The sequence below is a fragment of the Parafrankia sp. EUN1f genome (assembly GCF_000177675.1).
In the GTDB taxonomy this organism is placed as follows: domain Bacteria; phylum Actinomycetota; class Actinomycetes; order Frankiales; family Frankiaceae; genus Parafrankia.
This window is the reverse complement of sequence record NZ_ADGX01000076.1, coordinates 1-22,315: the sequence shown is the minus strand read 5'-3', so window position 1 is coordinate 22,315 and position 22,315 is coordinate 1. Positions and strand designations below refer to the sequence as shown.

The 22,315-nt window shown below is 69.6% G+C and carries 19 protein-coding genes and 3 pseudogenes; 9 read left to right on the top strand and 13 right to left on the bottom strand.

Annotated elements, in window-relative coordinates:
* Positions 1 to 9: 9 nt before the first annotated feature.
* A pseudogene (locus FREUN1FDRAFT_RS48140) lies at positions 10 to 216 on the bottom strand (zinc ribbon domain-containing protein); the annotation flags it as partial.
* 14 nt (positions 217 to 230) lie between these two features.
* Positions 231 to 281 (bottom strand): annotated as a pseudogene (locus tag FREUN1FDRAFT_RS48135) (hypothetical protein); the annotation flags it as partial.
* Positions 282 to 508: 227 nt separating this feature from the next.
* Here FREUN1FDRAFT_RS48135 and FREUN1FDRAFT_RS21920 point away from each other — a divergent pair.
* Together FREUN1FDRAFT_RS21920 and FREUN1FDRAFT_RS21915 are read left to right on the top strand one after the other, a co-directional pair.
* Positions 509 to 988, top strand: coding sequence for a hypothetical protein (locus FREUN1FDRAFT_RS21920; RefSeq protein ID WP_198144443.1), 480 nt, complete (start codon positions 509 to 511; stop codon positions 986 to 988).
* A gap of 567 nt (positions 989 to 1,555) precedes the next feature.
* Positions 1,556 to 2,506: a CoA ester lyase gene (locus tag FREUN1FDRAFT_RS21915; protein WP_006542380.1), complete on the top strand. Its 951-nt coding sequence runs from the start codon at positions 1,556 to 1,558 to the stop codon at positions 2,504 to 2,506.
* Positions 2,507 to 2,745: 239 nt separating this feature from the next.
* Here the strand turns inward: FREUN1FDRAFT_RS21915 and FREUN1FDRAFT_RS48130 are convergent.
* From FREUN1FDRAFT_RS48130 to FREUN1FDRAFT_RS21880, 7 genes and pseudogenes are all read right to left on the bottom strand, one after another.
* Positions 2,746 to 2,965 (bottom strand): annotated as a pseudogene (locus FREUN1FDRAFT_RS48130) (MmgE/PrpD family protein); the annotation flags it as partial.
* Between the two features lie 293 nt (positions 2,966 to 3,258).
* Entirely contained in the window at positions 3,259 to 4,056 is a 798-nt protein-coding gene (locus FREUN1FDRAFT_RS21905) for a cyclase family protein (protein ID WP_006542378.1), read from the bottom strand.
* Positions 4,053 to 5,240 (bottom strand): CaiB/BaiF CoA-transferase family protein, encoded by a 1,188-nt coding sequence (locus FREUN1FDRAFT_RS21900; protein WP_006542377.1) that lies wholly within the window; start codon positions 5,238 to 5,240, stop codon positions 4,053 to 4,055. Before FREUN1FDRAFT_RS21900 ends, FREUN1FDRAFT_RS21905 begins: the two co-directional genes overlap by 4 nt.
* A 232-nt stretch (positions 5,241 to 5,472) precedes the next feature.
* A complete protein-coding gene (locus FREUN1FDRAFT_RS21895; protein WP_006542376.1) occupies positions 5,473 to 6,348 on the bottom strand; it encodes an IclR family transcriptional regulator in 876 nt (291 codons plus the stop codon).
* 11 nt (positions 6,349 to 6,359) lie between these two features.
* The gene (locus tag FREUN1FDRAFT_RS21890; RefSeq protein WP_006542375.1) at positions 6,360 to 6,650 is read right to left on the bottom strand and encodes a hypothetical protein; all 291 of its coding nucleotides are present in this window, start codon (positions 6,648 to 6,650) and stop codon (positions 6,360 to 6,362) included.
* Between the two features lie 460 nt (positions 6,651 to 7,110).
* A complete protein-coding gene (locus tag FREUN1FDRAFT_RS21885; RefSeq protein ID WP_006542374.1) occupies positions 7,111 to 7,830 on the bottom strand; it encodes a hypothetical protein in 720 nt (239 codons plus the stop codon).
* 287 nt (positions 7,831 to 8,117) lie between these two features.
* On the bottom strand, positions 8,118 to 9,887 hold the full coding sequence (locus tag FREUN1FDRAFT_RS21880) for a hydantoinase B/oxoprolinase family protein (RefSeq protein ID WP_035952925.1): 1,770 nt from the start codon (positions 9,885 to 9,887) through the stop codon (positions 8,118 to 8,120).
* 331 nt (positions 9,888 to 10,218) lie between these two features.
* Between FREUN1FDRAFT_RS21880 and FREUN1FDRAFT_RS21875 the strand changes: the two genes are divergently transcribed.
* From FREUN1FDRAFT_RS21875 to hpnH, 4 genes are all read left to right on the top strand, one after another.
* Entirely contained in the window at positions 10,219 to 11,868 is a 1,650-nt protein-coding gene (locus FREUN1FDRAFT_RS21875; protein ID WP_006542372.1) for an NAD(P)/FAD-dependent oxidoreductase, read from the top strand.
* A gap of 1,057 nt (positions 11,869 to 12,925) precedes the next feature.
* On the top strand, positions 12,926 to 13,399 hold the full coding sequence (locus tag FREUN1FDRAFT_RS21870) for a peroxiredoxin (RefSeq protein ID WP_006542370.1): 474 nt from the start codon (positions 12,926 to 12,928) through the stop codon (positions 13,397 to 13,399).
* 574 nt (positions 13,400 to 13,973) lie between these two features.
* Positions 13,974 to 14,345, top strand: a complete 372-nt coding sequence (locus FREUN1FDRAFT_RS21865) for a hypothetical protein (protein WP_006542369.1) — start codon at positions 13,974 to 13,976, stop codon at positions 14,343 to 14,345.
* A 1,017-nt stretch (positions 14,346 to 15,362) separates the two neighbouring features.
* Positions 15,363 to 16,361, top strand: coding sequence for an adenosyl-hopene transferase HpnH (gene hpnH, locus FREUN1FDRAFT_RS21860; protein ID WP_006542368.1), 999 nt, complete (start codon positions 15,363 to 15,365; stop codon positions 16,359 to 16,361).
* A 112-nt stretch (positions 16,362 to 16,473) separates the two neighbouring features.
* Here the strand turns inward: hpnH and FREUN1FDRAFT_RS21855 are convergent, their stop codons facing one another.
* Positions 16,474 to 17,334, bottom strand: coding sequence for a helix-turn-helix transcriptional regulator (locus FREUN1FDRAFT_RS21855; RefSeq protein ID WP_035952940.1), 861 nt, complete (start codon positions 17,332 to 17,334; stop codon positions 16,474 to 16,476).
* Positions 17,335 to 17,762: 428 nt separating this feature from the next.
* Between FREUN1FDRAFT_RS21855 and FREUN1FDRAFT_RS21850 the strand changes: the two genes are divergently transcribed.
* The gene (locus tag FREUN1FDRAFT_RS21850) at positions 17,763 to 18,002 is read left to right on the top strand and encodes a hypothetical protein (protein ID WP_006542366.1); all 240 of its coding nucleotides are present in this window, start codon (positions 17,763 to 17,765) and stop codon (positions 18,000 to 18,002) included.
* A gap of 201 nt (positions 18,003 to 18,203) precedes the next feature.
* On the opposite strand, the gene FREUN1FDRAFT_RS21845 is transcribed toward FREUN1FDRAFT_RS21850, so the two are convergent.
* Together FREUN1FDRAFT_RS21845 and FREUN1FDRAFT_RS21840 are read right to left on the bottom strand one after the other, a co-directional pair.
* Complete coding sequence (locus tag FREUN1FDRAFT_RS21845; protein ID WP_006542365.1) at positions 18,204 to 19,175, bottom strand: LLM class flavin-dependent oxidoreductase; 972 nt, start codon at positions 19,173 to 19,175, stop codon at positions 18,204 to 18,206.
* Positions 19,176 to 19,275: 100 nt separating this feature from the next.
* The gene (locus tag FREUN1FDRAFT_RS21840) at positions 19,276 to 20,400 is read right to left on the bottom strand and encodes an XdhC/CoxI family protein (protein ID WP_006542364.1); all 1,125 of its coding nucleotides are present in this window, start codon (positions 20,398 to 20,400) and stop codon (positions 19,276 to 19,278) included.
* Positions 20,401 to 20,625: 225 nt separating this feature from the next.
* On the opposite strand from FREUN1FDRAFT_RS21840, the gene FREUN1FDRAFT_RS21835 reads away from it, so the two are divergent.
* Positions 20,626 to 21,234 carry an NTP transferase domain-containing protein gene (locus FREUN1FDRAFT_RS21835; RefSeq protein ID WP_006542363.1) on the top strand — a complete coding sequence of 203 codons (609 nt, stop codon included), beginning with the start codon at positions 20,626 to 20,628 and terminating at the stop codon, positions 21,232 to 21,234.
* A gap of 64 nt (positions 21,235 to 21,298) precedes the next feature.
* Here the strand turns inward: FREUN1FDRAFT_RS21835 and FREUN1FDRAFT_RS21830 are convergent, their stop codons facing one another.
* Positions 21,299 to 21,652, bottom strand: coding sequence for a DUF4326 domain-containing protein (locus tag FREUN1FDRAFT_RS21830; protein ID WP_006542362.1), 354 nt, complete (start codon positions 21,650 to 21,652; stop codon positions 21,299 to 21,301).
* A gap of 400 nt (positions 21,653 to 22,052) precedes the next feature.
* On the opposite strand from FREUN1FDRAFT_RS21830, the gene FREUN1FDRAFT_RS21825 reads away from it, so the two are divergent.
* Positions 22,053 to 22,315 (top strand): hypothetical protein (locus tag FREUN1FDRAFT_RS21825; protein WP_006542361.1); only part of this gene is annotated, 263 nt, incomplete at its 3' end.

Here is a 22,315-nt window from a genome sequence, read left to right as displayed (position 1 = left end):
GGATTCCAACTACACGAAAACTGCTTCGCGTTGTTGAGGTTCGCGGTTCACCGGCACCGGCAACCCGACCCCTCCCCGCGCAGTCACCGCGCGCCCCGCGGCGATGTTCACAGCAGCGTTCACGTCCGCGTTGCCCCGATGCCCGCAGGCCACACACCGGAACCGCGCTTGGCTCTCACGCGACCCCGACGCCACCTGTTCCACACAAAACGGGCATACCCGCAGTGCTCGTCCAGCGCGACCGCCTGCTCGGCAGCCGGATAAAGCCGGAAACGGGACACACACAAACCCTACGAAGGGATGTCCACATGGCTGCCAGGAAACCGGTGTCTTCCCGTGTCCAGACAGTTCCGCCACCGGGTACGCCGTCCGCAACGCCGATCCCGCCGAATCGGCGGTCCCCGCCCCGCTGGGCGGGAAACCGGATTCCTCCCGGGCCTGAAGGCCGAGGCATCCTCCGGGGACTTCGGTGAGCCGGGGGCTGCGTTGGGCGGCCGGGTTCGTCCTCATGACGCACGGTCTGGTGCATCTGCTGGTCTGGCCGGGCGCCCCGCTCGGGGCACCCGGCAGCGACGCCCGGCTTCGCTGGAACGGCACATCGTGGTCCTGGGAGCCGAGCTGGCTTCCTCCCGTGGCGATCGCGACCGTCGGTGGGGTGCTGCTCGCGGCAGCGGTCCTCGGCTTCCTGACTGCCGGGCTGGCTCTGCTCGGTCTGCCCGGGGCACGCCGGTTCCCGCTGCTGACCAGCGGGACCGGCGCGGTCTGTTCCCTGCTGATGTTCGGGCTGAGCTGGCCGGGCCTCGAACCGGACCCGTCCGAGTTCACCATCGGACCGTGCCTGAGCACGGCGGCACTGGGCGGCGTCGGCCTCGCCCTCCTGCTCAGGAAATGGCCAGGCCTTTGGCCAGGCCCGCTGCGCGGCTGGCCCCGCCGGCCGGCGGCGGGGAACCTTCCCGGCGCCCCGCCACCGACCAACCGCACCGCCTGACAGCGCAACCACACCGCCTGACAGGCCGGCCGCACCGCCTGACAGCGCAACCACACCGCCTGACAGGCCGGCCGCACCGCCTGACAGCGCAACCACACCGCCTGACAGGCCGGCCGCACCGCCTGACAGCGCAACCACACCGCCTGACGGACAACCGCTCCGCCCGCCGAGACAGCCGTCGGGTGCGCGCGGCTCAGCCGCGGGCCACGTACTCGCCGGTCGGCTCGCCGACTGGCGGCTCCCCGCCGGCAGGCGCACCGCCGTCGGCAGCGGACAGGGCGTCGGGGTGGACCACCGCCGCGCCTCGGACAAGAAGGTCGTAGTCGGCGACGCTGGCTCCTCCACGTGTCTGGGTGGGGCCCGCCGGGCCCGCGTTACGAGGGAAAGCTCTTAAATGTTCCTATAGATGGAACGATGTTTCACGCTTTCCATCTAGGGGTGGATCCTTCCCCCTCCCGCACCGCCAGGCCAGCCCCGGTCCGCGTGACTGTCGCTACCCCGGCCAGGCCCCACCTCCCGTGAGAGCATGACTTCGGAACAGCGTCACACAGAGCGGAACATTTCCGTATGTCGATCAGAAGCTGGCTGTACGTACCGGGCAGCGATGCGACGAAGCTGGCGAAGGCGCTCGACCGCGGCGCCGACGCGCTCATCGTCGATCTTGAGGACGCCGTCCCGCCCAGTGGCAAGGACGCCGCCCGCACGCTCGTCCGCGACTGGCTGCATACCCTGCCGGACCCGCCCGCCGGCGCCACGGCAGCCGGCACCACAGCAGCCGGCACCACAGCTCCCGGCGGCACGGCGGCGGCAGCAGCCCGGCGGCCCGACCGCCCGCGGATCTGGGTGCGGGTGAACCCCGGCAGCCTGCGCGCCCGCGATGTCGCCGCGCTCGCCGACGCCCCGAACCTCGACGGGCTCTGCCTCGCCAAGACCGACCACGCCGAAGAGGTCGCGGCCGTCGATGCCGAGCTCACCCGGGCCGGTTCCACGGCGGCGGTCGCGCCGCTGCTGGAGACACCGGCCGCGATCACCCGCGCGGCGCAGATCGCGGCGGCGCCCCGGGTGCGCCACCTGCAGATCGGCGAGGCCGACCTGCGCGCCTGCCTCGGCGTCGAGCTCGGCCCGGACGAGTCGGAGCTGCTCGGGGTGCGCAGTCAGATCGTCCTCGCGAGCGCCGTGGCGGGAATCATGCCGCCCGTCGCGCCGGTCTCGGTCGTCTACAACGACCCCGACGGCCTGCGGACGTCCACCGACCGGCTGCGCCGGCTCGGATTCCTGGGGCGGGCCTGCATTCATCCGGCCCAGATCCCGGTCGTGAACGAGGTCTTCACGCCGGGCGCCGAGCAGGTGCGGCGCGCGCGTGTGCTCATCGAACGGTTCGAGGCGGCCGGCGGTGCGGCGGCGGCCGGCGACGGCAGCATGGTCGACGAGGCGGTCATCCGCGGCGCGCGCCGCGTCCTCGCCACCCACCTCGCCCTGACCGACCCCGGCAGCCGCCCCGGCATGGAACAGTCCTGACCGACGCGACGCCGTTCGGGCGAATTGTTCCCGCCGAAAGAGCCGGCCCCCCGACAGGCGCGAAAGCCTCCCACGGGCGCGAAGATCTGAGGATTCTGGTCGTTCCAACAACCACGATCCTCAGATCTTGCCCGGCAGCAGCGGCAAGCCGGAGCCGGAGCTTCAGATCTTGCCCGGCAGCAGCCGGCCGACCTTCGGGGTCGCCGGCAGGGCACGCACCGCCGCGGTCACCGCGAGCGCCCGCCGCCGCCGACCAGCGCCGCGGCGACGGTGTAGGGCCGGAGAACTTCGCGTGGTGGGCGGAGCGGGGCGCGCCTTCTCCTCGCGGGGCTCGCCGATGGTGCGCAGCGGCGCCGCGGCCACCCCGAGCTCGGCGGATTCGACGTCCTCGGCACGCAGTCCCTGCTGGCGCAACGCCAGCGCGCAGTCGATGCCCGGGTGGGTGAAATGGTTGGACGGAGCGGCAGAGGGCGCCGGGAGCGGGGCGTCCCCGGTCAGCACGCTCGCCTCGCCGTGCCCGCCCCAGCGGGCGGCGAGCCGGGCGACCGCCGCGTACGGCTCGCCCGGGCCGGTGTTCTCCTGCGCGGCGAGCGCGTTGCCGACGACGTCGAGGATGCGGCCGACCGCGTCCCGCTCGACCTCCGCGGGCAGCGCACCCGCCGCCGGCTGGCCAGTCGCCTGCTGGCCGCCGCGCATGCCGGCGACGAACTCGGCGAGCTGGTACGCGTGGGTCGTCGAGGTCATCAGGGTTGTCACGGCAGCAGCGCCAGCGGACGGACCGGGGAGCCGGTGGCGCCCATGATCGGCAGCGGGTTGAGGATCAGCCCGAACTCGGTGATGCCGCGGTCGAGCAGTTCGACCAGCCGCATCGTCTCGATGATGTTGATGCCGTTGTCGACCAGCATGGTGCGGTGGACCGGCAGGGTGGCGTGCCCCTTGCCTGCGGGAATGTACTCGAAGGCGATCGTCTCGGCGCCGACGGCGCGCGGCCGCAACGCCGCCAGCCACTCCCCGGCCACCCGCCCGGGCCCGGGCACACCGTCGCGCAGCCCGATGAACTCCTCGCGTTCGGACCACCGCCGCGACCAGCCGGTCCCGACCAGCAGGACGTCGCCAGGCCGCGGTGTCGCACCGCCTGCGGCCAGGGCGCTCTCCAGGTCCTCGACGGTGATCTCGTAGCCGGCGGGAAGCACGTCCACGCCGTGCACGCGGGTGACGTCCAGCAGCAGGCCCCGGCCGACGAAGGGCTCGAACGTGTCGATACCCAGCGTCGAGAAGCCCTGGTCGGACTGCAGGGAGGCCGCCTCGAGGCCGCCGTACACCTGCCCGTCCTGGGAGACGTGGGCGAGCGCGTCGACATGGGTGCCGACATGGCCGCCGGTGACGATGATCTCGTTGGCGGCGGACCCGCCGTCGGCGCGGATCCGGTCGCCGTGGCGGCGCTCCAGGTTCATCCGGAACGGCGGATGGTTCGGCGACTGCGGCATCCCCGTCCGCATCGGCTGGGCCAGGTCGATGACCGTCGCCGAGGCGAGATCGACCACGCTCACAGAACACCCTCTTCCCGCAGTTTGGCGATCTCGTCGGCGGACATGCCCAGCCGTTCGGCCAGCACGTCCGCGGTGTCGGCTCCGACCGCCCGGCCGGTCCAGCGGATCTCGCCGGGGGTGCTGGAGAGCCGGAACAACAGGTTCTGCATCTTCAGCGGACCGAGATCCGGGTCGTCGACCGTCGTGATGGTGTCGAGTGCCTGGTACTGCGGGTCCGCGAGCACGTCGGTGACGTCGTAGATCGGGGCGACGGCTGCCTGCGCCTCGGCGAAGGCAGCGCTCACCTCGTCGAGGCTGCGCTGGGCGATCCAGCCGCCGACGGCCGCGTCGAGCTCCTCGGCGTGCTGCGCCCGCCCCGCCCCGGTCGCGAACCAGGGCTCGTCGATCACCTCGGGGCACCCGACCAGCCGCATCACCCGCTCGGCGATGGTCTGCGCCGAGGTCGACACGGCCACCCAGCGGCCGTCGGCGGTGCGGTAGGTGTTGCGCGGCGCGTTGTTGACGGACCGGTTGCCGGTCCGCTCGTGGATCAGGCCAAGCTGGTCGTAGACGGTCGGCTGCGGGCCGAGCAGGGTGACCAGCGGCTCGATGATCGCGAGGTCGATGACCTGGCCGACGCCGGTGGCCGCCCGGCTGTGCAACGCGGTGAGGATCGCGCCGTAGCAGGTCAGGGCGGCGATCCCGTCGGCGAGGCCGAAGGGGGGCAGGGTGGGCGGCCCGTCCGGCTCACCTGTCATCGCGGCGAAGCCGCTCATCGACTCGGCGAGCGTGCCGAAGCCGGGCCGGCGGGAGTACGGGCCGAACTGGCCGAAGCCGGTGACCCGGGCGATCACGAGCCGCGGGTTGATCTCGTGCAGAACGTCCGGCCCCAGCCCCCAGCGTTCCAGGGTGCCGGGACGGAAGTTCTCGATCAGCACGTCGGCGGTGGCCACCAGGCCGCGGAGGATCTCCGCGCCTTCAGGGCGGCCCAGGTTCAGCGTGACCGCGCGCTTGTTGCGCCCGAGCATCTTCCACCACAGGCCCACACCGTTCTTCGAGTGCCCGTGGGTACGGCTCGGGTCACCCTTCTCGGGATGCTCGATCTTGATGACCTCGGCGCCGAAGTCGCCAAGCACCGTCGCCGCGAGCGGACCGGCGAACAGTGTCGAGCAGTCCAGAACGGTCAGGTCCGAGAGCGGCCCCATTGCGACTCCGTTCCATCAGTCGAAATTGCGTTCCAAACATGTAACAGCCGGATTCGTCGCCGGAAAGGCGCCGGACAGCAGCACCCGATGTGTCAGTGCCCACGCCCGAAGCGCGCGACAACACCCCCGCGGCAACAGCAGCGACTCCTGCGGCGACACCGCCGCGGCACGACCACGGGCAGGCGGAAATCCCGGTTCGGGCCACCCCGAACCGGATCGAGCTCCGGTCAGATCAGTGCCCGGGGAGATACCCCATCCGGTAGGACATGCGGCCCGTCGCGGCGAGCAGGGCCGCCCGGCACCGGTCGGCCTCCGCCTCGAACCGGTCCGCCGGGCCGCAGACGCTCACCACCGCCACCGCCTGCCCCAGATGGTTGAACACCGGCGCCGCCACCGACGCCGCACCCGACTGGCGCTCCCCGGCGGACTGTGCCCAGCCCTGCTCGCGGATCGCGTGCAGCTCACGGCGAAGGCGATCGGTGTCGGTGACGGTCACGCTGGTCAGAGCCGGCAGCGACCGGGCCAGATAGCGCTCGATGGCGGCCTCGCCGGCGAAGGCGAGGAAGACCTTCGACGAGCTTCCGGCGTGCAGCGGGCAGGGCACGCCGACGGCCACCGACATGATGACCTCGCGCGGTGGCGTCACCTGGTCGATGTAGACGCGCTGGTCACCGGCGAGGACGGACAGCGTCGCGGTCTCCCCGGTCTCCTCGGACAGCTGCGCGAGCTCCGCGCTCGCGATCTCGCGGACGTCCAGCCGGCCCAGGCAGGTCAGACCGAGTACCAGGGCCATCGGCCCGAGCGAGTAGCGGCGGGCCTTCTCGTCGAACGCGATGAGATCCCGGGAGCGCAGCGACGCGAGCACCCGGTGCACCGCCGCCTTGGACAGCCCCATCTCGGAGGCGATGTCGGTGATGCCCAGGCTCGCGGACCGGGCCCTGGTGAAGTGCAGCAGGATGTCGGCGGCCCGCTCGACCGCCGCCACGGTCTGGCTGCCCTTCGCCTCGGGCACGCCGTCGGAGATCCCGTCGGACGCCCGGTCGGACGGGACGGACAGCTCGTCGGGCGCGACCGGCTCGACGGACCCAAGCCCGTTCCGGACAGCCATCTGTGTACTCCTCATATCCGCATATCCGCGCGCTGCGATGTCGGTGGCCCCGTGGCCCCGTGGCCGGGCACCGGCATGTCCCACGTCAGGGCAATTGTCTCTTCCCGCGACCACGGCACGCGCGAAGCCCGGCACCGCCACGGCTTCTGCAGGACGTAGTCCGTCTGGGTCTCGATCGGGGATCCGTACCAGTAGTACGGGTTGACCCGGTCGGCCTGCGCGAGCCCGCTCGGCTCGCCCAGGTGCACCGGACTGAGGTAGTCGCCCACCCAGTCGACCGGGATCTCGCCGCTCGACGTCATCGAGGCCGACAACCTCCGCCACGCCATCCCGCTCATGACCACGGACGTCCTGGCCGAGGCGGAGGCCATCCAGAGCCGGATGCGCCGCGCCCGCCCGGAGCGGGCGGATCCTGCTCAACCGGGACTTCCACCTGGTGCTGGGGCCCCGTCGCGGCGTCCGCGCGCGCTGACGATGCCGCACAGCCTGCTCAACCTCTCCGCGCTGCGCATCCGGGGCGAGATCGAGCACATGGCGGGACGTCGGCAGGAGGCCCTCGACGAGCACGCGGAACTGCTCGCGGCCTGCCGGGCGCGGGACGCCGACCGCGGCTGCGGCCGCGGCCGCGGCGATCGTGCGCCGTCACACCGCCGCGCCGCTGGCAAGCCTGCGCGACACTGTGCGCTCGTAGCCGCAACCACCACCGCTCGCGGTCACCCGGCGATCACGCCCACCGGCGCCCAGCGCCCAATGCCCGGCGCCTCAGGTAAGGGACAGCGCCGAAAGCTCACGGTTGAGATTGGCCCGGGCGGCCGGTTCCCAGTGCCGGCGGGCCCAGGCCGTCGCGTAGATCGGCCCGTCCAGCAGGTGCCGCAGCACGGCGCCACGGCCGGCGGACCAGGCGTCGCCGCCGGCCCAGGAGTACTCCAGCCGCACCCGGCGGACATAGTGGTCGTAGGACTGCGCGGGGCGGGCCAGCACCCGCAGGTCGGCGTCGTTCACGAACGCCTCGTCGACCGAACGCGAACCGTGGCCCGCAGTGGCCTCCACCAGCCGTCGCACGTCGGCGATCACCCCGGCCGGGCAGCCGAGGTCACCGAGGACCTCAGCGGCCAGATCGGCTGACAGCCGCTCGTTGTCCCGGGCGCGCGAGTCGTACACGGCATCGTGGAAGTGCACCGCGAGCAGGCAGACCGCCGGATCGACCCCGGTGGCCTCCGCGCGATCGGCGGCGATCAGCAGGTGGAAGGCCGCGGTGGTCTCCGCCACGTGACGCAGCGTGTGGTAGTGGCGGCCGGGTTCCCGGTAGCGCCGGACGAGATCGACGAAGGCCGCCACCCGCTCTCCCGCCTCGGCACTGGCCCCGACGGTCAGTAACGCTCCGTCGAAGGCTCTCGCCAGGGGCGAGCGCGGAGCGCGGCCTGGTTCGCCCGGATCAGCCCACCCGGCCATCGCCGTGCCGACACCGAACTCGGCTTCCATCCGTGCCTCCCGGTGCCTGGTGTCCCGGTCGGGCCACTGCCTTTCCCATCTCGATCGTGAACGCCGAGTGCCGATTTCGCAGCCGATTGCGTGGATCCGCCGATCACACCTTTGGCTCATCGTTTGCTTCATGACACGTTGCCGTAGTCGAACGCGTGTGCGAAGGTGGGCGCGTGGCAGTTCAGATAACGATTGACGACCAGACCTACACTCTGCGTGACGAGGTCGACCCCGAGGAACTCCGGCGGCGCGTCGCGCAGGCCGTGTTCCGCTGCGAAGTCGAGCAGCTACACCTCGTCGGCGGGCAGCGGGTGCTCGTCAACTGGCGCTCCGTCCGCTTCGTCCAGGTCAGTGTCGTCACTTCCGGTGACGACATGGCCGCCACCGCCACAGGCACCGCCGCCGTCGTCGGTATCACCAGCGACACCACCGGCAGCACCGTCACCTGACGACGGCGGGCCCCATCCACCGCCACCAGGAGTACGGAGAGTGACCACCGCGCCAGCTGGAAGCTGCCGGCTCGCCTTGGGCGGGAGCGAAACCCCGTCGACGTCGTTGTGGCCGACCGCGCCCGGTTCCCCGCCGGCGATCCCACCCGGCGCATGCCGCCGTCGATCACTCAGCACCGACAGCGTCGCCGGCTCCAGGACCCGCACCGAGCGCACGAGCCCCGCACCCCCGGCGTGCCTGCCACGCCCACCGGTTCCGTCGGCCAGCTCGTAACGCTCCACCCGTAGCGGGTACTCCAGTTCGAGCGCCTCGATCGGAGTGTTAAGGGTGTTCGTCATCCCCACGTGCACTCCGGACGGCCCCGGCCCCCGGGCGGACGCACCCTGGCCGCCACCCAGGGTCTCGTAGTAGGTCCAGGTGGCTCCGCCGATCACCAGGTTGTTCATCGTCCCCTGCCCGGGGGCCGGCAGCACGGCGGCCTTGGAGATCTCGACGGTCTCGGCGGGCAGTGCCTCCGACACCCCGGCCGCCTCCGACGCCCCGGCCGAACCTGCGTCCGCGCCTGTCGCCAGTCGCAGGGCCGCGAGTACGGTGTCGGCAATGCGCTGCGACGTCTCGACGTTGCCGGCGACGACGGCGGACGGCCGCCGCGCGTCCACCAGCGAGCCGGGCTCGGTCACCACGGTCAGCGGGGCGTAGGTGCCGTCGCCGGTCGGGACGTCCTCGGGCAGCAGCACGCGCAGCGCGAAGCAGCAGGCCGAGCGGGTGACGGCACGCGGGCAGTTGACGTTGCCGCGAACCGCCGGGGAGGTCCCGCCGAAGTCCACCGTCATGCTGTCGCCCGCGATGACGACCGCGACCCGCAGCGCGATGTCCCGGTCGTCGACTCCGTCGCCCTCCAGCTCGCTCTCCACCCGGTACACGCCGTCGGGCAGACTCGCGATCACCGCCCGGCTGCGCCGCTCGCCGTAGCGGAGCACCTCGGCGAACGACTCCAGCACCACCGACCCGCCGTGCCGGTGAGCGAGCTCGGTGAGCCGGGTCTGCGCCAGGCCGGCCGCCGCCGCCTGCGCGCGCAGGTCACCGCGCCGCAGATCGGGCGTCCGTGAGTTGGCGCAGATGAGATCGAGCACGTCCGCCTGCCACTGACCGGCTCGGACGAGACGGATCGGCGGGATGATCAGGCCTTCCGCGAAGATCTCGGTCGAGTCGGCAGGCATGGAGCCCGGGCGCATCCCGCCCATGTCCGAGTGGTGGGCGCGGGTGGCGGCGTAGCCGACGACCTCGTCACCGAGCAACAACGGGGCCACCAGAGTCACATCCGGCAGATGGTTGCCGCCGGAGAACGGGTCGTTGAGCACCCACACATCACCGGGCTCCGGCCCACGCTCGGTGACCACCCGCACGGACTCGTACATCGCGCCGAGATGGACGGGCACGTGAGCGGCCTGCGCGATCATCCGCCCGCGGGCGTCGAAGAGCGCCGCCGAGCAGTCCCGCCGCTCCTTGATGTTGGACGAGTAGGCACTGCGGACCAGCAGCGTCCCCATCTCCTGCGCGATGCCGCCCACCGCACTCGACAACACCGCCAGGGTCACCGGATCCATGCCCCCCAGCTTCCCACCCCGCACCGCGGCTGAGCCGAGCCCACCGAGGAAGTCAACATCCGTGACACAAGACCAGGTGACAGGATCCAGACCAACAAAGCACCCCAATAAGACCATACGGACAGATCCGGCCAAACACCTAAGTTATATCAATCCCTGCCAAACACCACAATGCACTGTCCACTTCGTATTGATTTCTCATTTATCTAGACCAACGGACGGATAAGTGGTTCAGTACGCGATTAGGACGAGGCCTGAGGGTCTCGGGCGCCCACGGGCGCGACAAGATCCGTAAATCGTCTCCGGATAGCTGCGTCCAGGGAGCAACGCAATGAGTGAGTACGACTATTCGGTCGCCATTCTCGGCAGCGGCATCGCCGGCTCAACACTGGCCAACATCCTCGCCCGCCATGGTCACAGCGTGGTACTCATCGACAGCGGCACCCACCCGAGATTCGCGCTGGGGGAATCGACGATCGGAGAGACGACCTATCTGCTGAAACTCCTGGCCAAACGGTTCGACGTCCCGGAACTCGGCCACGTCAGCAGCTTCGAGGGAGTCCGTCGGCATGTCTCCTCCGCCTGCGGAGTGAAACGAAACTTCGGCTTCGTCTACCACCGGGAGGGGGAGATCCAGAACCCGGAGGAGGTGACGCAGTGTAGCGTTTCGGAGTTCCCGAACGGCCCCGAGATGCACATGCACCGCCAGGACATCGACTCCTACCTCTTCTACTCCGCGGTGCGGCATGGTGCGCATCCTCGGCAGCGGACCTTCGTCGACCGCGTGGAGATCACCGACAGCGCGGCGACCCTGCACACCAGGGCCGGGGAACAGCTGCGGGTCCGCTACGTCGTCGACGCGTCCGGGCGCAACTCCGTGCTCGCGAACCAGTACGGCCTGCGCGAGGATCCCTGCCGCTTCCGGAGCCACTCACGGACGCTGTTCACCCACATGGTCGGCGTCACCCCGTTCGATCACGTCACCCGGCCGAGCGGTCAGCCGACGCCCTGGTATCAGGGCACGCTGCACCACCTGTTCGACGGTGGCTGGCTGTGGGTGATCCCGTTCGACAACCACGAAGGCGCCACCAACCCGTTGTGCAGCGTCGGGCTCAACCTCGACACACGCCGGTTCCCGAAGCAGCCCGGAGTCGGCGCGACCGAGGAGTGGCAGGCCTTCCTCGACCGCTTCCCCAGCGTCGCCCGCCAGTTCGAGCACGCGCGGCCGACCTGGGAGTGGGTCTCCACCGGGCGCACCCAGTACTCCAGCACCCGCACCGTCGGCGATCGCTGGGCCATGATGAGCCACGCCGCCGGTGCCATCGACGCCCTGTTCTCCCGCGGTATGGCGAACACGATGCAGGTGATCTACTCGTTCGCGCCGCTGCTCATGGAGGCCCTCGCCGACGACGACCTCTCGGCCGAGCGCTTCGCCTCCGTCGACCAGCTCAACCAGACCATCCTCGACGTGAACGACCAGCTGGTAGCCGGCTCCTACACCTCCTTCCGCGACTTCGATCTGTGGCGGGCCTGGTCGAAGGTCTGGTTCATGGGCTGGAACCTCGGGATCGCCCGCATCGTCGGCACCTACTTCGCCTACGAGGAGAGCGGCGACCCGGCGCTGTTCGACCGGCTGTTCGACGCACCCTTCCCCGGCACCTTCTGCCCCGATCTGCCGGAGTTCCAGGACCTGTTCCGCCGGCTCGGCCTGGTCATGGAGGACGTCGAGCAGAACCGGGCGACACCGGGAGCGGCGGTGGAGCAGCTCGCCACGCTGCTCGGCTCCGCGGACTTCCTGCCTAGTCCGCTGCGGCTCGGGGACGTCCTGCGCCGGTGGCATGACGGCTCGTTCGAAGCACAGCGCCGGATGTACGAGTGGGGCCGGACGACCTCACCGGAGCCGATGCGCCGGTGGTACGGCTACGACCTCGAGGCGTTGCTGGCCCGCAGCGGTGGTGCTCCGGCGCCGGCGGCGCTCTGAGGACTGCTACTGACGGCGACCAGATCTGGCCCAGGTGCGGCCGGCGCCAAGCGCCGCTCCCGCCCTGGGCCCGTCCGGCACGCTGCCGGACAGCGCCCTTCGCCGCTCCTGCCCACCGCTTGGGCAGGAGCTTTTCTCTGTTGGCCGGGAACCAGTCCCCCGCTGCCGCACCGGGCCGACTGCGCCAGCGTGAACAGTGGGCGCATTCCGCACCATTCCGTGCCGCCGCGCTCCGACAGGAGCGTCGGATCGACACCTTTTCTGTGCCAGAGCACACGATTCGAAGCGCGGGCCGCCGGCGTTTCCCGCCCGCACCGGTGACTCCGATCCCGGGAAACAGGCGGGCGCGGCACCCATGAATCCACCCACAGCACTCGGAAGATCTGACACAGCTCCGCTGAATCCGGTAGATCGGCTCCGAGATCTATTCCAGGCCGCTGGGAGTTCCGCTCTGAATTATCCCAGGCGCACCGCACCGCACGGGCCGGGCCGGATTGGTTCGGGGCTATTGCCGCGCCGACCGGGCCTTTGGTCCCACAACATGAGCACAATGGCAGACCCTGGCGGGCATCGCGGCCCGACACACCGGGAGAATGCCAGCGGCACAGCTTCCCGCCACCACCAGGAGTGCGGGATCAAGGGGCGCCGACGACATCAGCTTTACGTCACCAGCGTGGTGGCATAATTCGACGGTCACCTACGACGGGCACCGGCGCTCGGGCCGCCTCGTCACGGCTACCACGTCCGAACGCAACCGAAGGAGCCAGATGGTCGAGCTTGCGGGTGGATCCCGCGGCTCCCCTGCGGCCCGCCCAGGGCGCGGGCCCGAACGTTGCGCGGCTCCCACACCCCCTGCAGGTCCCACACCCCCTGCAGGTCCCACACCCCCTGCAGGTCCCACACTCCCCGTACGTCCACCATGCCCGGGCTCCGGGCGGCCGAAGCGTTGTCGCCTCACCCATCGGGCCCCCGCCACCCGCCGGCCCGCCGGCGGTCCCCCAGGCGGGTCCGACGATGGCACGAGCAGACTCGGCCACAAGGAAAGGGTGATCTCCCGATGGCAACTCCCGCGGTCGGCCAACCGGTTCCCGACTTCACTCTCCCCGGCCTGACGCTCAACGACGGAGAGGCGCTCCGGTCGGACTTCACCCTCTCCCAGGAGAAGGGCCATCCGGTCGTCCTCGCGTTCTACCCCGGCGACAACACCCCGGTCTGCACGAAGCAGCTGTGCTCCTATACTGCGGGCATCGAGGTGTTCCGCGGTCTCGGGGCCCCGGTCTGGGGAATCAGCCCGCAGGGGCTCGACAGCCACGAGGAGTTCGCCCGGTCGCACTCGCTGGGGTTCCCGCTCCTGGCCGACACCGAGCGCACGGTCGTCAAACAGTACGGCATCGCCCTGCCCGGGCTGGGCCTGCGGCGTTCGGTGTTCGTTGTCGACGGGGACGGCGTGCTGCGTTGGAAAGAGGTCGGATTGATCGGCATAACCTATTCAAACGTCGACACGATCGCTGCCGCGCTCGCCAAGCTCTGACCAGCCCGGACTGCACGCCCGATGTTCCCGCGGACAGCCACCATCTGACCGGGCGGCTGTGATGTCTGGCAGTTCTGGTGCCGGCGGTCCGGTGTCTCGATGTCATCTCCGTCCGGCTCTGGTCGGCCTCCGGGCCTGTCACCGCGACAGGCTCGGCTCCGGACGGCCGGCACCACTTCAACCACCCAGCACCACCCCTGACCTGCGGTTATGGAATTGAAGGCAGCAAACCTACAGCGCTCTCAATTTGAAGGCTCGTGATACTCACCTACCTGGTCGACCAACCAGTGTGCAATGCACGCCATAACTGCACGGGCCGGATGCACCTGAATTCTGGTGGAATGGTGTCGGCAGGTACCTGCGAGTTGACATTGCCGGGAGAGAGGGCGTCTACGGCATGGCGCTCGAAGACCCGGAGAGTGCTCCCATTTTCAAGTGGGGCGAAATGCGAAGAAGGCTCGGGACCTGGTGGTTCGCACGAGAGGACCGGCTCGCCGAAGACGACCATCCCGGAGACGACGGAGGCAGTGACGAACCTGCCGAGGACGAGACAGAAGATCAAGTGGGAGGCGACATGAACAGCGTGGACATCGCGCTGAAGGAATGCCTGGAGATCGAGGGTGCTACCGGAGTCGCGCTCGTCGACTTCACCAGCGGAATGACCCTCGGCAAGCTCAGCAACATCCACAACTTCGACCTGGAGATTGCGGCCGCGGGCAACACCGAGGTCATCCGCTCGAAGATCCGCACGATGGAGAATCTCGGCCTGCAGGACACCATTGAGGACATCCTCATCACCCTCGGCAGGCAGTACCACCTGATCAGGCTGCTCAGCAGCCACACCGGGCGTGGGCTGTTCATCTATCTGGTGCTCGACAAGAGCCGGGCCAACCTTGCGATGGCTCGCCACCGCCTACGCTCCATCGAGTCGCGTCTCGACATGTGACGTCGTCCCACTCGACGACCGGCTGCCGCCGAGGCCACCCCACCGAGGGCATGGCCTCGGCGGCAGCCGGCTTTTCGGGGGCCGCACAACGCGACCACCTTCTCGGACCACGCGCGAGACCACTCCCGTAGTCCGTCACGGTCGGCCTACCGTGGCCCGGCCACAGCCGGGGCCGGGGAGGCACGGACCCAGAGCCGGGACAGGGGCCGGGGCCGGACAGGGGCCGGGGCCGGGCGGGGGCCACAACGGCACCACAGCCCCACGGCACCGCCCTTGCCGGCTGCATACACGCCGGCGGCCAGCTGCCGCCCGCCGGACCGGCCCCGACGGGCACCCCCGTCCGGTCATCGGCGCCGAAGCGCCTGGCTAGCTGGACAACGGGGCTCCGCCGTCGAGCATGACCGCGGCACGTCCGACCCACGCCCCTCCTGACCGGGCACTTCAGACCGGTGGTGCCGACTGCCGGCACGCCCGGCGCTCGTTACCGGATGGCACGGTGGCCCCACCACCCGATGGCCCGGCACCATTGGGCGCGACGAGATTCCGTCGATCTTGTTACGGTCGTTCCAGTCGACGTGCCTCGCGGGGACCCCATACCGACCGGACGGACCGCCGCTTTCCACCGGTCCACGCGCAGGCAGGTCGAAGTCCAGGTATCACGACCGGCCGCACGACGGCCCTGGCCGCAGCCCGATGGGCCCAGGGCCCTGGCTGGAATACGAACGTGACACCTGCTCCGGTGGCCGGATGTCACGTCTCACCCCGGCAGGCGGCAGTTGCTGGACAACAGAACCGACGAAAGACGATCTCGCACCAGCCGGTTAAGTAGATCTCAATGAAGAATTTTCCTGGGAACAGATTAGGTGCCTACCTAGACTGACAGGAGCGGTAGGGCATCGCCACCGAGCCTCTTCCATCTCGCATCTGTCGGGCGCTGTCGCGGCAGGTGTGTGTCGACTATGGAAAAGGCTCACTCCACCCACCAGGCGAACATAGATCACCACCGGAAGGGTGAAAATGAGCATTCCGCGGCGTCAGGCGATCAAGATCGGTGCCTATCTGCTGAAGCAGAAGATCGCACGTCGGGACAAGTTCCCGATCACTTTGGAGCTGGAGCCGCTTTTCGCGTGCAACCTCTCCTGCGAGGGCTGCGGAAAGATCCAGCACCCGGCGGACGTCCTCCGGCAGCGGATGCCGGTGGACCAGGCGCTGGCCGCCGCCGACGAGTGCGGCGCGCCCGTCGTCTGCCTGGCGGGCGGTGAGCCACTCATGCACCCACAGATCGAGCAGATCGTGGAAGGCCTGGTCAAGCGCAAGAAGTTCATCTACCTCTGCACGAATGCGCTGCTGCTACCCCGCAAGATCGACAAGCTGAAGCCGTCGCCGTACCTGTCTCTTGCGGTGCACATCGACGGGCTTGAGGAGCGCCACGACGAGTCTGTCGCGAAGCAGGGCGTGTTCGCACAGGCCGTGGACGCCATCAAGGAGGCGCAGCGCCGCGGCTTCCGGGTGACGACCAACACGACGTTCTTCAACACGGACACCCCGCAGACCGTTATCGAGGTCCTGGACTTCCTGAACAACGACCTCAATGTCGACGGGATGATGCTCTCGCCCGCGTACGCGTACGAGAAGGCCCCCGAGCAGGACAAGTTCCTCGGAATCAAGGAGACCCAGGAGCTCTTCCGCAAGGCCTTCGCCGAGGGCCGGCGCAACCGCTGGCGGATCAACCACTCGCCGATGTTCCTGGACTTCCTCGAAGGCAAGGTGGACTTCCCCTGCACCGCCTGGGGAATTCCGTCCTACTCGCTGTATGGCTGGCAGAAGCCCTGCTATCTGATGGGCGACGGCTACGCCAAGACCTACCAGGAGCTGCTGGACACCACCGACTGGGAGTCGTATGGCCGCGGCCGCGACCCGCGTTGCGCGAACTGCATGGCGCACTGCGGTTACGAGCCGACGGCGATCGCGGCGACGCTGAGCTCGTTGCGGGAGTCGATTCGCGCGACCCGCTGAGCCACCCGCCCGGCAGGGGTGGCGGTCGACCTCGGTGACGGCGGCCCGGCTCCCTGCTCAGTGGCCGACGACCGCCTCACCGTGGTCCCGCCTGCCGGGCTGCCACGGCGTCTCACACCCCGCGCGGGTGCTGCTTCTTCAGCCGCTCGATCAGCGCGATCGTGACCTGCTCTGACCGCGCCATCGCTCCCCAGCCCTCGATGAAGAGGCCGTCGTAGCTGAGCCCCACCCAGCGGCCGGTCAGTCGGTCTCCGTGCGGATGCAGCGACATGAACAGCGTCCCCTTCGACCGCACCGGACCGTCCATCGCCATGTACCAGCCCATGACGATCTCGTTGTCGAAGACGCGGAGCTCCCCCGACCACAGGTAGCCGCCCTCCTCCAGCGCCAGGCCGCGCGAGATCGCCGCGATGGTGAGGTGGTCCCCGGCCTGGTCGACGTTGACCTCCTGCGAGGAGTGGATCTCCTCACCGTCCCGGAAGGTCTGCCAGGACGTCCACCAACGGCCGGCGAGGTCGTTGCGGACCTGGCCCGGTATGCCGGCCAGCGCGGCCCGCGACGCGGCGGGCACCGGCGCGTTCTCCATCGTCGTCGACGCGACGGCCGCCGACCCGACGGTTACGGGCGCGACCATCGTGGGCGCGACCGCCGCCGCGCCGCCTCCGACGATGAGCTGTCGACGATTCGTGATGTCCACCTCCTGCGGAACCTCCCTCCATGTGACGCCAGCCTGGCCTCCCTTGTCTTCGAGCCACGCGTGGCGCCGTAGCTCGACGAGCGTGCCGCCGGCCTTCAGCTCCGCGTCGATAGCGGTGATGAGCGACTGTGACGGAACACCCAACAGGCCACGTTCGGCCTTCGAGAGATAGCTCGGTTGGTACCGCACCCGGTTGGCGAGCTGGGCCTGGCTGAGCCCGGCGGCCTTCCTGTACTGGACGATGGCGCCCAGCAGACTGGCGAGACAGGGTTGCATGTCCCGCACATCGTCCACCCGGGGCCCCCGGTTCTGGCCCGTGGTCGGCCGTGTCCAACCGGTCTGACTGTTTTCACACCCCTGCATTCGAAACACCACTCCCCCGGTCCACGGACGTTCGTGCGCTGATCTCCCATTCTGATCGTGCCATGCGACCCGGTTCTGCCCGATGACCCTTATTCGGCGTGCCGGTGGCTCTGTGTAGCTTCATCCTCATGACTGCAGTATGACGACTCTCACACCCTCCCCTTGTGGTCCGTCTTCGGGGACCGTCACTGCAAGCGGAAGGAGGATGCGATCCAGCAGTCACCGCACCTTGACCGGAGCATCGACATGGCGAAGAGCAACCGGCACGCCGACGACATCACCGGAAACCTCCCATATTCCTCTAGCGAAATTAGATCTTTCCCTGGCGTGGCGAGGCGAACATGACCACGCCGAGCCCACTTCACCCACCGTCGGAGGAAAGCTGGCGGCACGCCCAGGCGGTTATGGGAAGGAAGTGGTTGGCGCCGACCGCCTACGCCGTCGTGTTCATGGACACCTCAGGCTCTCCGACGTCGGTCGTGGGCACCTTTCCCGGGCCGATGTCGGCGGAGATGTACGGGCGAATCGTGGGAGTCGACTTCCGGGTCGTCCGGGTGCATCCCTCAAGCCCGTCCCCGTGAGCCTGCGGGGCATGCGGCGCAGCCGCGGCGCAGGGAGCCCGGGTGGCACCCGGCCGGTGCCGAACCATCGGCGCCAGCCGGGTCCGGGGCACCCCGCCGAATCCGGGGCCACCCCGCCGAGCCCGGGGGGCGAAGCCGAGCCCACGACCGAAGGCGGGCCCGGGACCCAGCCTCAGGGGTACCGGCCGGGTAGCGGAAACGTCAGGCGAACCTAGGTAGAACCTCGTGCTCGAAGAGCCGCAGGCTCGACCAGGCGACCTCCGGCGGCATCCCACCGCACATCGGGTGGAACTGAACAAACGGAAACGGCGCATCTTTCTGCTCGGCGACAAGTTGATCCGGGGTCAGCACCCGGTACTGCCCCTCAACCCGCAGCTGCTCCACGCCCGATTTCGTGTGAAAGGGCGACGCGATGCCCTGCTGCGCCTGCCAGGCACCGTAGGAGTTCGTCTCGTGCAGGAAGAACGGCGCCATCCGCCGCCAGCCGTCCTCGGCGTCCGCTGCGAGCGCCACCACCTTGTTCGCGCTGATCGGGCACGGTCCTGGATCCGGCCGCCCGAGCTTCTGCACCTCGTCGCGGTAGAACTCCCAGACCTCCGGAACCGCCGGAATGAATCCGTCGGCAATGCGCGCCGCCCGCCGCGCCGCCGCCTCGCTGTTCCCACCGAGTATCAGCCCCGGGCCACCCGGCCGATGCGGCGCGGGAGTGATATGAACGGTGCGGCCACGGTATTCGAAGGGCTCTCCGCTGAAAGCCGCCTTCAACGTCCGCACCGTCTCGGTCACACGCTTTCCGCGCTCGTTCATCGGGACGTCGTACATCTCGAATTCCTCGCGGACGTACCCGGCCCCGACCACCAGGTCCACGCGACCTCTGCTGATGTTGTCGAGAACAATCATGTCCTCAGCCAGCCGCAGTGGGTCATAGAACGGGGCCACCAGGGCCGCGATCATGAAGCGAACATTCTTCGTCCGGGCCGCCATCGCCGCCAGCATCGGGATCGGGCTGGGCAGATAGCCATCGGACGAGCCGTGGTGTTCCGAGACCGCGATCGTCACGCAACCGAGCTGATCAGCCCACTCGGCCATGTCGAGGGCCGCCGCGTAGCGGTCGGCCATGGATGTCCCGGCTAGCTCCGGATTACGGAAGTCGAATCGTAAGGCGAACAGCACGGCCGGAGACTAGCAGGAATCAGGTGACCGAATCAGGAGAAATCGCGACGCCTGCTCTCGACCAACCCGATCTGCCCTGCTCAGCGGCACCGCACGCGCCTCAGCGAGCCACCCGAATGTGCTGCTCGTGGTGGATCGGCCCGCTCAACGCACGCAGCTGGCCTCCCGTTCCGCCCTGGCGGGTGGCGATGATCTCCGCGGCTATGGAGATCGCGGTCTCCTCCGGAGTACGGCCACCGATATCGAGGCCGATCGGCGCGTGCAGCCGGCGGAGATCCGCGTCGGAGAAACCGATCTCCCGCAGTCGTCGAACCCGGTCCTCGTGGGTCCGCCGGGATCCCATCACCCCGAGGTAGGCGAGCGGCTTGTTGAGCGCCACCTCCAGCAGCGGTACGTCGAACTTCGGATCATGCGTGAGAACGCACACCACCGTGCGCGCGTCCGCCGGGGTCGCCGCGAGATACCGGTGCGGCCAGTCGACGACCACCTCGTCGGCGTCGGGAAAACGCTTGTTCGTCGCGAAGGTCGCGCGCGCATCACAGACGGTCACCCGGAAACCGAGGAAGGCCCCGATCCGGGTCAGCGCCGCGGCGAAATCGATCGCACCGAACACGATCATTCGCGGTTTCGGCGCGAACGACGACACGAACACGGCGGCGTCATCGCCGCGCCGCTCCCCGTGCGGTCCGTACCGCAGGACGCCCGTACCACCCTGATCCAACAGGCCCCGGGCGTCGTCCCGCACCGCCTCGTCGAACCGCTCGCCACCGAGCGTGCCCTCGACCGATTCCGGCCGCACGATCAGATGCGCGCCGACCGGAGCACCAGGCGGCCCGCTCACCAGCGTCGCGACCGCCACCGGACGACCCGCCCGCACGTCGGCGAGCACATCACCCAGCTCGGGAAACGATCGCCGGTTCACCGGCTCCACGAAGACGTCGATGATCCCACCGCAGGTGAGGCCGACCGAGAAGGCATCGTCGTCACTGACCCCGTAGCGCTGCAGAACGGGCACGGACGTCGCACGACACTGCTCGGCAAGCTCGTACACGGCGCCTTCGACACATCCACCGGACACGCTGCCGACCGCGGCACCGTCCGGGCCCACCGCCATCGTCGCGCCCGGCTGGCGAGGCGCGGACCGCCAGGTGCCGACAACGGTCGCGAGCCCGGACGTCTCCCCCGCCTCCCACCAGGTCCGGAGGTCAGTGAGCACGTCGCGCATCGAGATCGCCTCAGCTCGTCGTCGTGGAGTCCCAGGGACCAGACCCGCCACCCATAGGTGTGCCCGGCTCATCGACCGTATGCCGCACCGCGACAAGATGCCCGAATTCGCGCGAGACATCCCGCGGCAATCACGCAACGTGACGGTCCGAGCCCAGGTGCGGGCCCAGGCAGGCGCCGGAGGATGCGGCGAGCGTGGCCGGCCAGGGCACACTAGTCTGCCGATATGGCTGATCATGATGCCGCCCTCCCGGCTCAGCCGAGAACCACCCATCTGGTCGCGGCCGTGCTCGCGGCGGGTAGCGGCAGTCGGATGGGCACGCCGAAGGCCACAATCACAGTCGGCGGCGTTCGCCTCCTGGACCGGGCGATCAACGCCGCAGGCGAGGCGGGGTGCGACCGAATCATCGCGGTGGTCCGCTCCGGAACCACCGCACCGAACGCCGAACTGGTCGTGAATCCGGCCCCCGAGCAGGGTCTTCGCAGCTCACTCGCGTTAGCGCTGGAGCAGGCGGACGCCCCCGGCCACCCTCCCGCGGACGCGGTCGCCGTGCTCCTCGTCGACACCCCGGGCATCGGTGGTCGCGCAGTCCGCGCGGCCCTCGCCGCCTGGAAACCCGGGCGGGTCACCATCGCCAGGTACGGGCAGCGCCGCGGCCACCCGATCGTCATGGCACCCGACCTGTGGCGCGCCGCCATCGCCCTCGCCGGCCCGGACGAGGGCGCCCGCCGATTCCTCGCGGCCCACCCCGAACTCCTGGACGAGGTGCCGGCCCCCGGCGATCCAGCCGACCTCGACACCCCCGACGACCTACGACGCTGGACGTCATCCTGAACCCGGCCCGTCTGCCAGGCTGGCAGGCTGGCAGGCTGGCAGGCTGGCAGGCTGGCAGGCGTTGTTACGGCCGCTCACGCTCGGCGGCGAGGCGGGCAAGCACATCGGCGTGGCACGGTTCGTCCAGCGGGCACCAGCAGGCCAGCGGGTGGCCGGCGAGTGCCGGGAGGTGCTCCAGCACCCACGTCCGAGAGACCATCCCGACCCGCTTTCCGGCGGGCATTTCGTCCGGCCCTTCTCCGCCGATCCACGCGGTGTACCGGCGGATGGCATCTGCCCTGCCGCGCAGACGATGATCGAACGGATTGCCCCACCGGGTGGTCCGGTCAACCTTCACCGCGTTGTCGGGCATGCGCCATCCCGGTGCGCGGGAGAGCCGGACCCGCGCCGGCACAGTGCTCGTGGGTGTACTGGCCATGCCGCCTCCTGGTCATCCGCTCGGCACCAGGCCCCCGCGCCCTGCGCGGCATGCACGTTCTACCCGAACTGCGCCCGCGGAAGCACACCACACCACACAGTGCGATGTCAGAGGGTGAAGGAGTAGTACCTGGTCAGAAGCCCGTCCGCAACGGACGGGCCCGACCCGCGAGAGCGGAGGCTCGGGGATTTGAACCCCGGATGGGCTGTAGACCCAAACCGCATTAGCAGTTCGATTGGGTTCGTAAGGTCCAGCCTGGCCCAGACGGCCACAGTTTGCCTACCTGGGGTTTCGCTCAACTCTTGTCCGGTCCCGACAGGTGTCGTTTGGTCATGGCTGGCGCCCTTTGTGCAATCCGCGTGCTATCCATCTCCGCCGGCCGCCAGCGAAAAGACCGGCCGTGGCTGAGCGCGAGATCCCCGTCCGCGCGGACCAGATCCGCCCCGGCGACCGCATCAACTACGCCGGCGACTGGCGCCCAGTGCGCAGCGCCCAGACGGTCACCATCGTGTACGCAGGCGGGATTCGGCTGGAGTACGAGGCCGACATGGAGCTGACCGTCCGCCGCACCACGGCCGTCCTCGACCTGCTCCCGCCGACGCCGACCTCGTACACGCCTGGGAGGACCTGCCGGAGCCGGTCGCCAGCTACCGGATCACCCTC

Bases quoted from the DNA above. Each gene is read 5' to 3' on its own strand.
- FREUN1FDRAFT_RS21920 (WP_198144443.1), top strand. From the start codon at position 509: ATGACGCACGGTCTGGTGCATCTGCTGGTCTGGCCGGGCGCCCCGCTC.
- FREUN1FDRAFT_RS21915 (WP_006542380.1), top strand. From the start codon at position 1,556: ATGTCGATCAGAAGCTGGCTGTACGTACCGGGCAGCGATGCGACGAAG.
- FREUN1FDRAFT_RS21900 (WP_006542377.1), bottom strand. From the start codon at position 5,240: ATGGGGCCGCTCTCGGACCTGACCGTTCTGGACTGCTCGACACTGTTC.
- FREUN1FDRAFT_RS21895 (WP_006542376.1), bottom strand. From the start codon at position 6,348: ATGGCTGTCCGGAACGGGCTTGGGTCCGTCGAGCCGGTCGCGCCCGAC.
- FREUN1FDRAFT_RS21890 (WP_006542375.1), bottom strand. From the start codon at position 6,650: ATGACGTCGAGCGGCGAGATCCCGGTCGACTGGGTGGGCGACTACCTC.
- FREUN1FDRAFT_RS21885 (WP_006542374.1), bottom strand. From the start codon at position 7,830: ATGGAAGCCGAGTTCGGTGTCGGCACGGCGATGGCCGGGTGGGCTGAT.
- FREUN1FDRAFT_RS21880 (WP_035952925.1), bottom strand. From the start codon at position 9,887: ATGGATCCGGTGACCCTGGCGGTGTTGTCGAGTGCGGTGGGCGGCATC.
- FREUN1FDRAFT_RS21875 (WP_006542372.1), top strand. From the start codon at position 10,219: ATGAGTGAGTACGACTATTCGGTCGCCATTCTCGGCAGCGGCATCGCC.
- FREUN1FDRAFT_RS21870 (WP_006542370.1), top strand. From the start codon at position 12,926: ATGGCAACTCCCGCGGTCGGCCAACCGGTTCCCGACTTCACTCTCCCC.
- FREUN1FDRAFT_RS21865 (WP_006542369.1), top strand. From the start codon at position 13,974: ATGAACAGCGTGGACATCGCGCTGAAGGAATGCCTGGAGATCGAGGGT.
- hpnH (WP_006542368.1), top strand. From the start codon at position 15,363: ATGAGCATTCCGCGGCGTCAGGCGATCAAGATCGGTGCCTATCTGCTG.
- FREUN1FDRAFT_RS21855 (WP_035952940.1), bottom strand. From the start codon at position 17,334: ATGCAACCCTGTCTCGCCAGTCTGCTGGGCGCCATCGTCCAGTACAGG.
- FREUN1FDRAFT_RS21850 (WP_006542366.1), top strand. From the start codon at position 17,763: ATGACCACGCCGAGCCCACTTCACCCACCGTCGGAGGAAAGCTGGCGG.
- FREUN1FDRAFT_RS21840 (WP_006542364.1), bottom strand. From the start codon at position 20,400: ATGCGCGACGTGCTCACTGACCTCCGGACCTGGTGGGAGGCGGGGGAG.
- FREUN1FDRAFT_RS21835 (WP_006542363.1), top strand. From the start codon at position 20,626: ATGGCTGATCATGATGCCGCCCTCCCGGCTCAGCCGAGAACCACCCAT.
- FREUN1FDRAFT_RS21830 (WP_006542362.1), bottom strand. From the start codon at position 21,652: ATGGCCAGTACACCCACGAGCACTGTGCCGGCGCGGGTCCGGCTCTCC.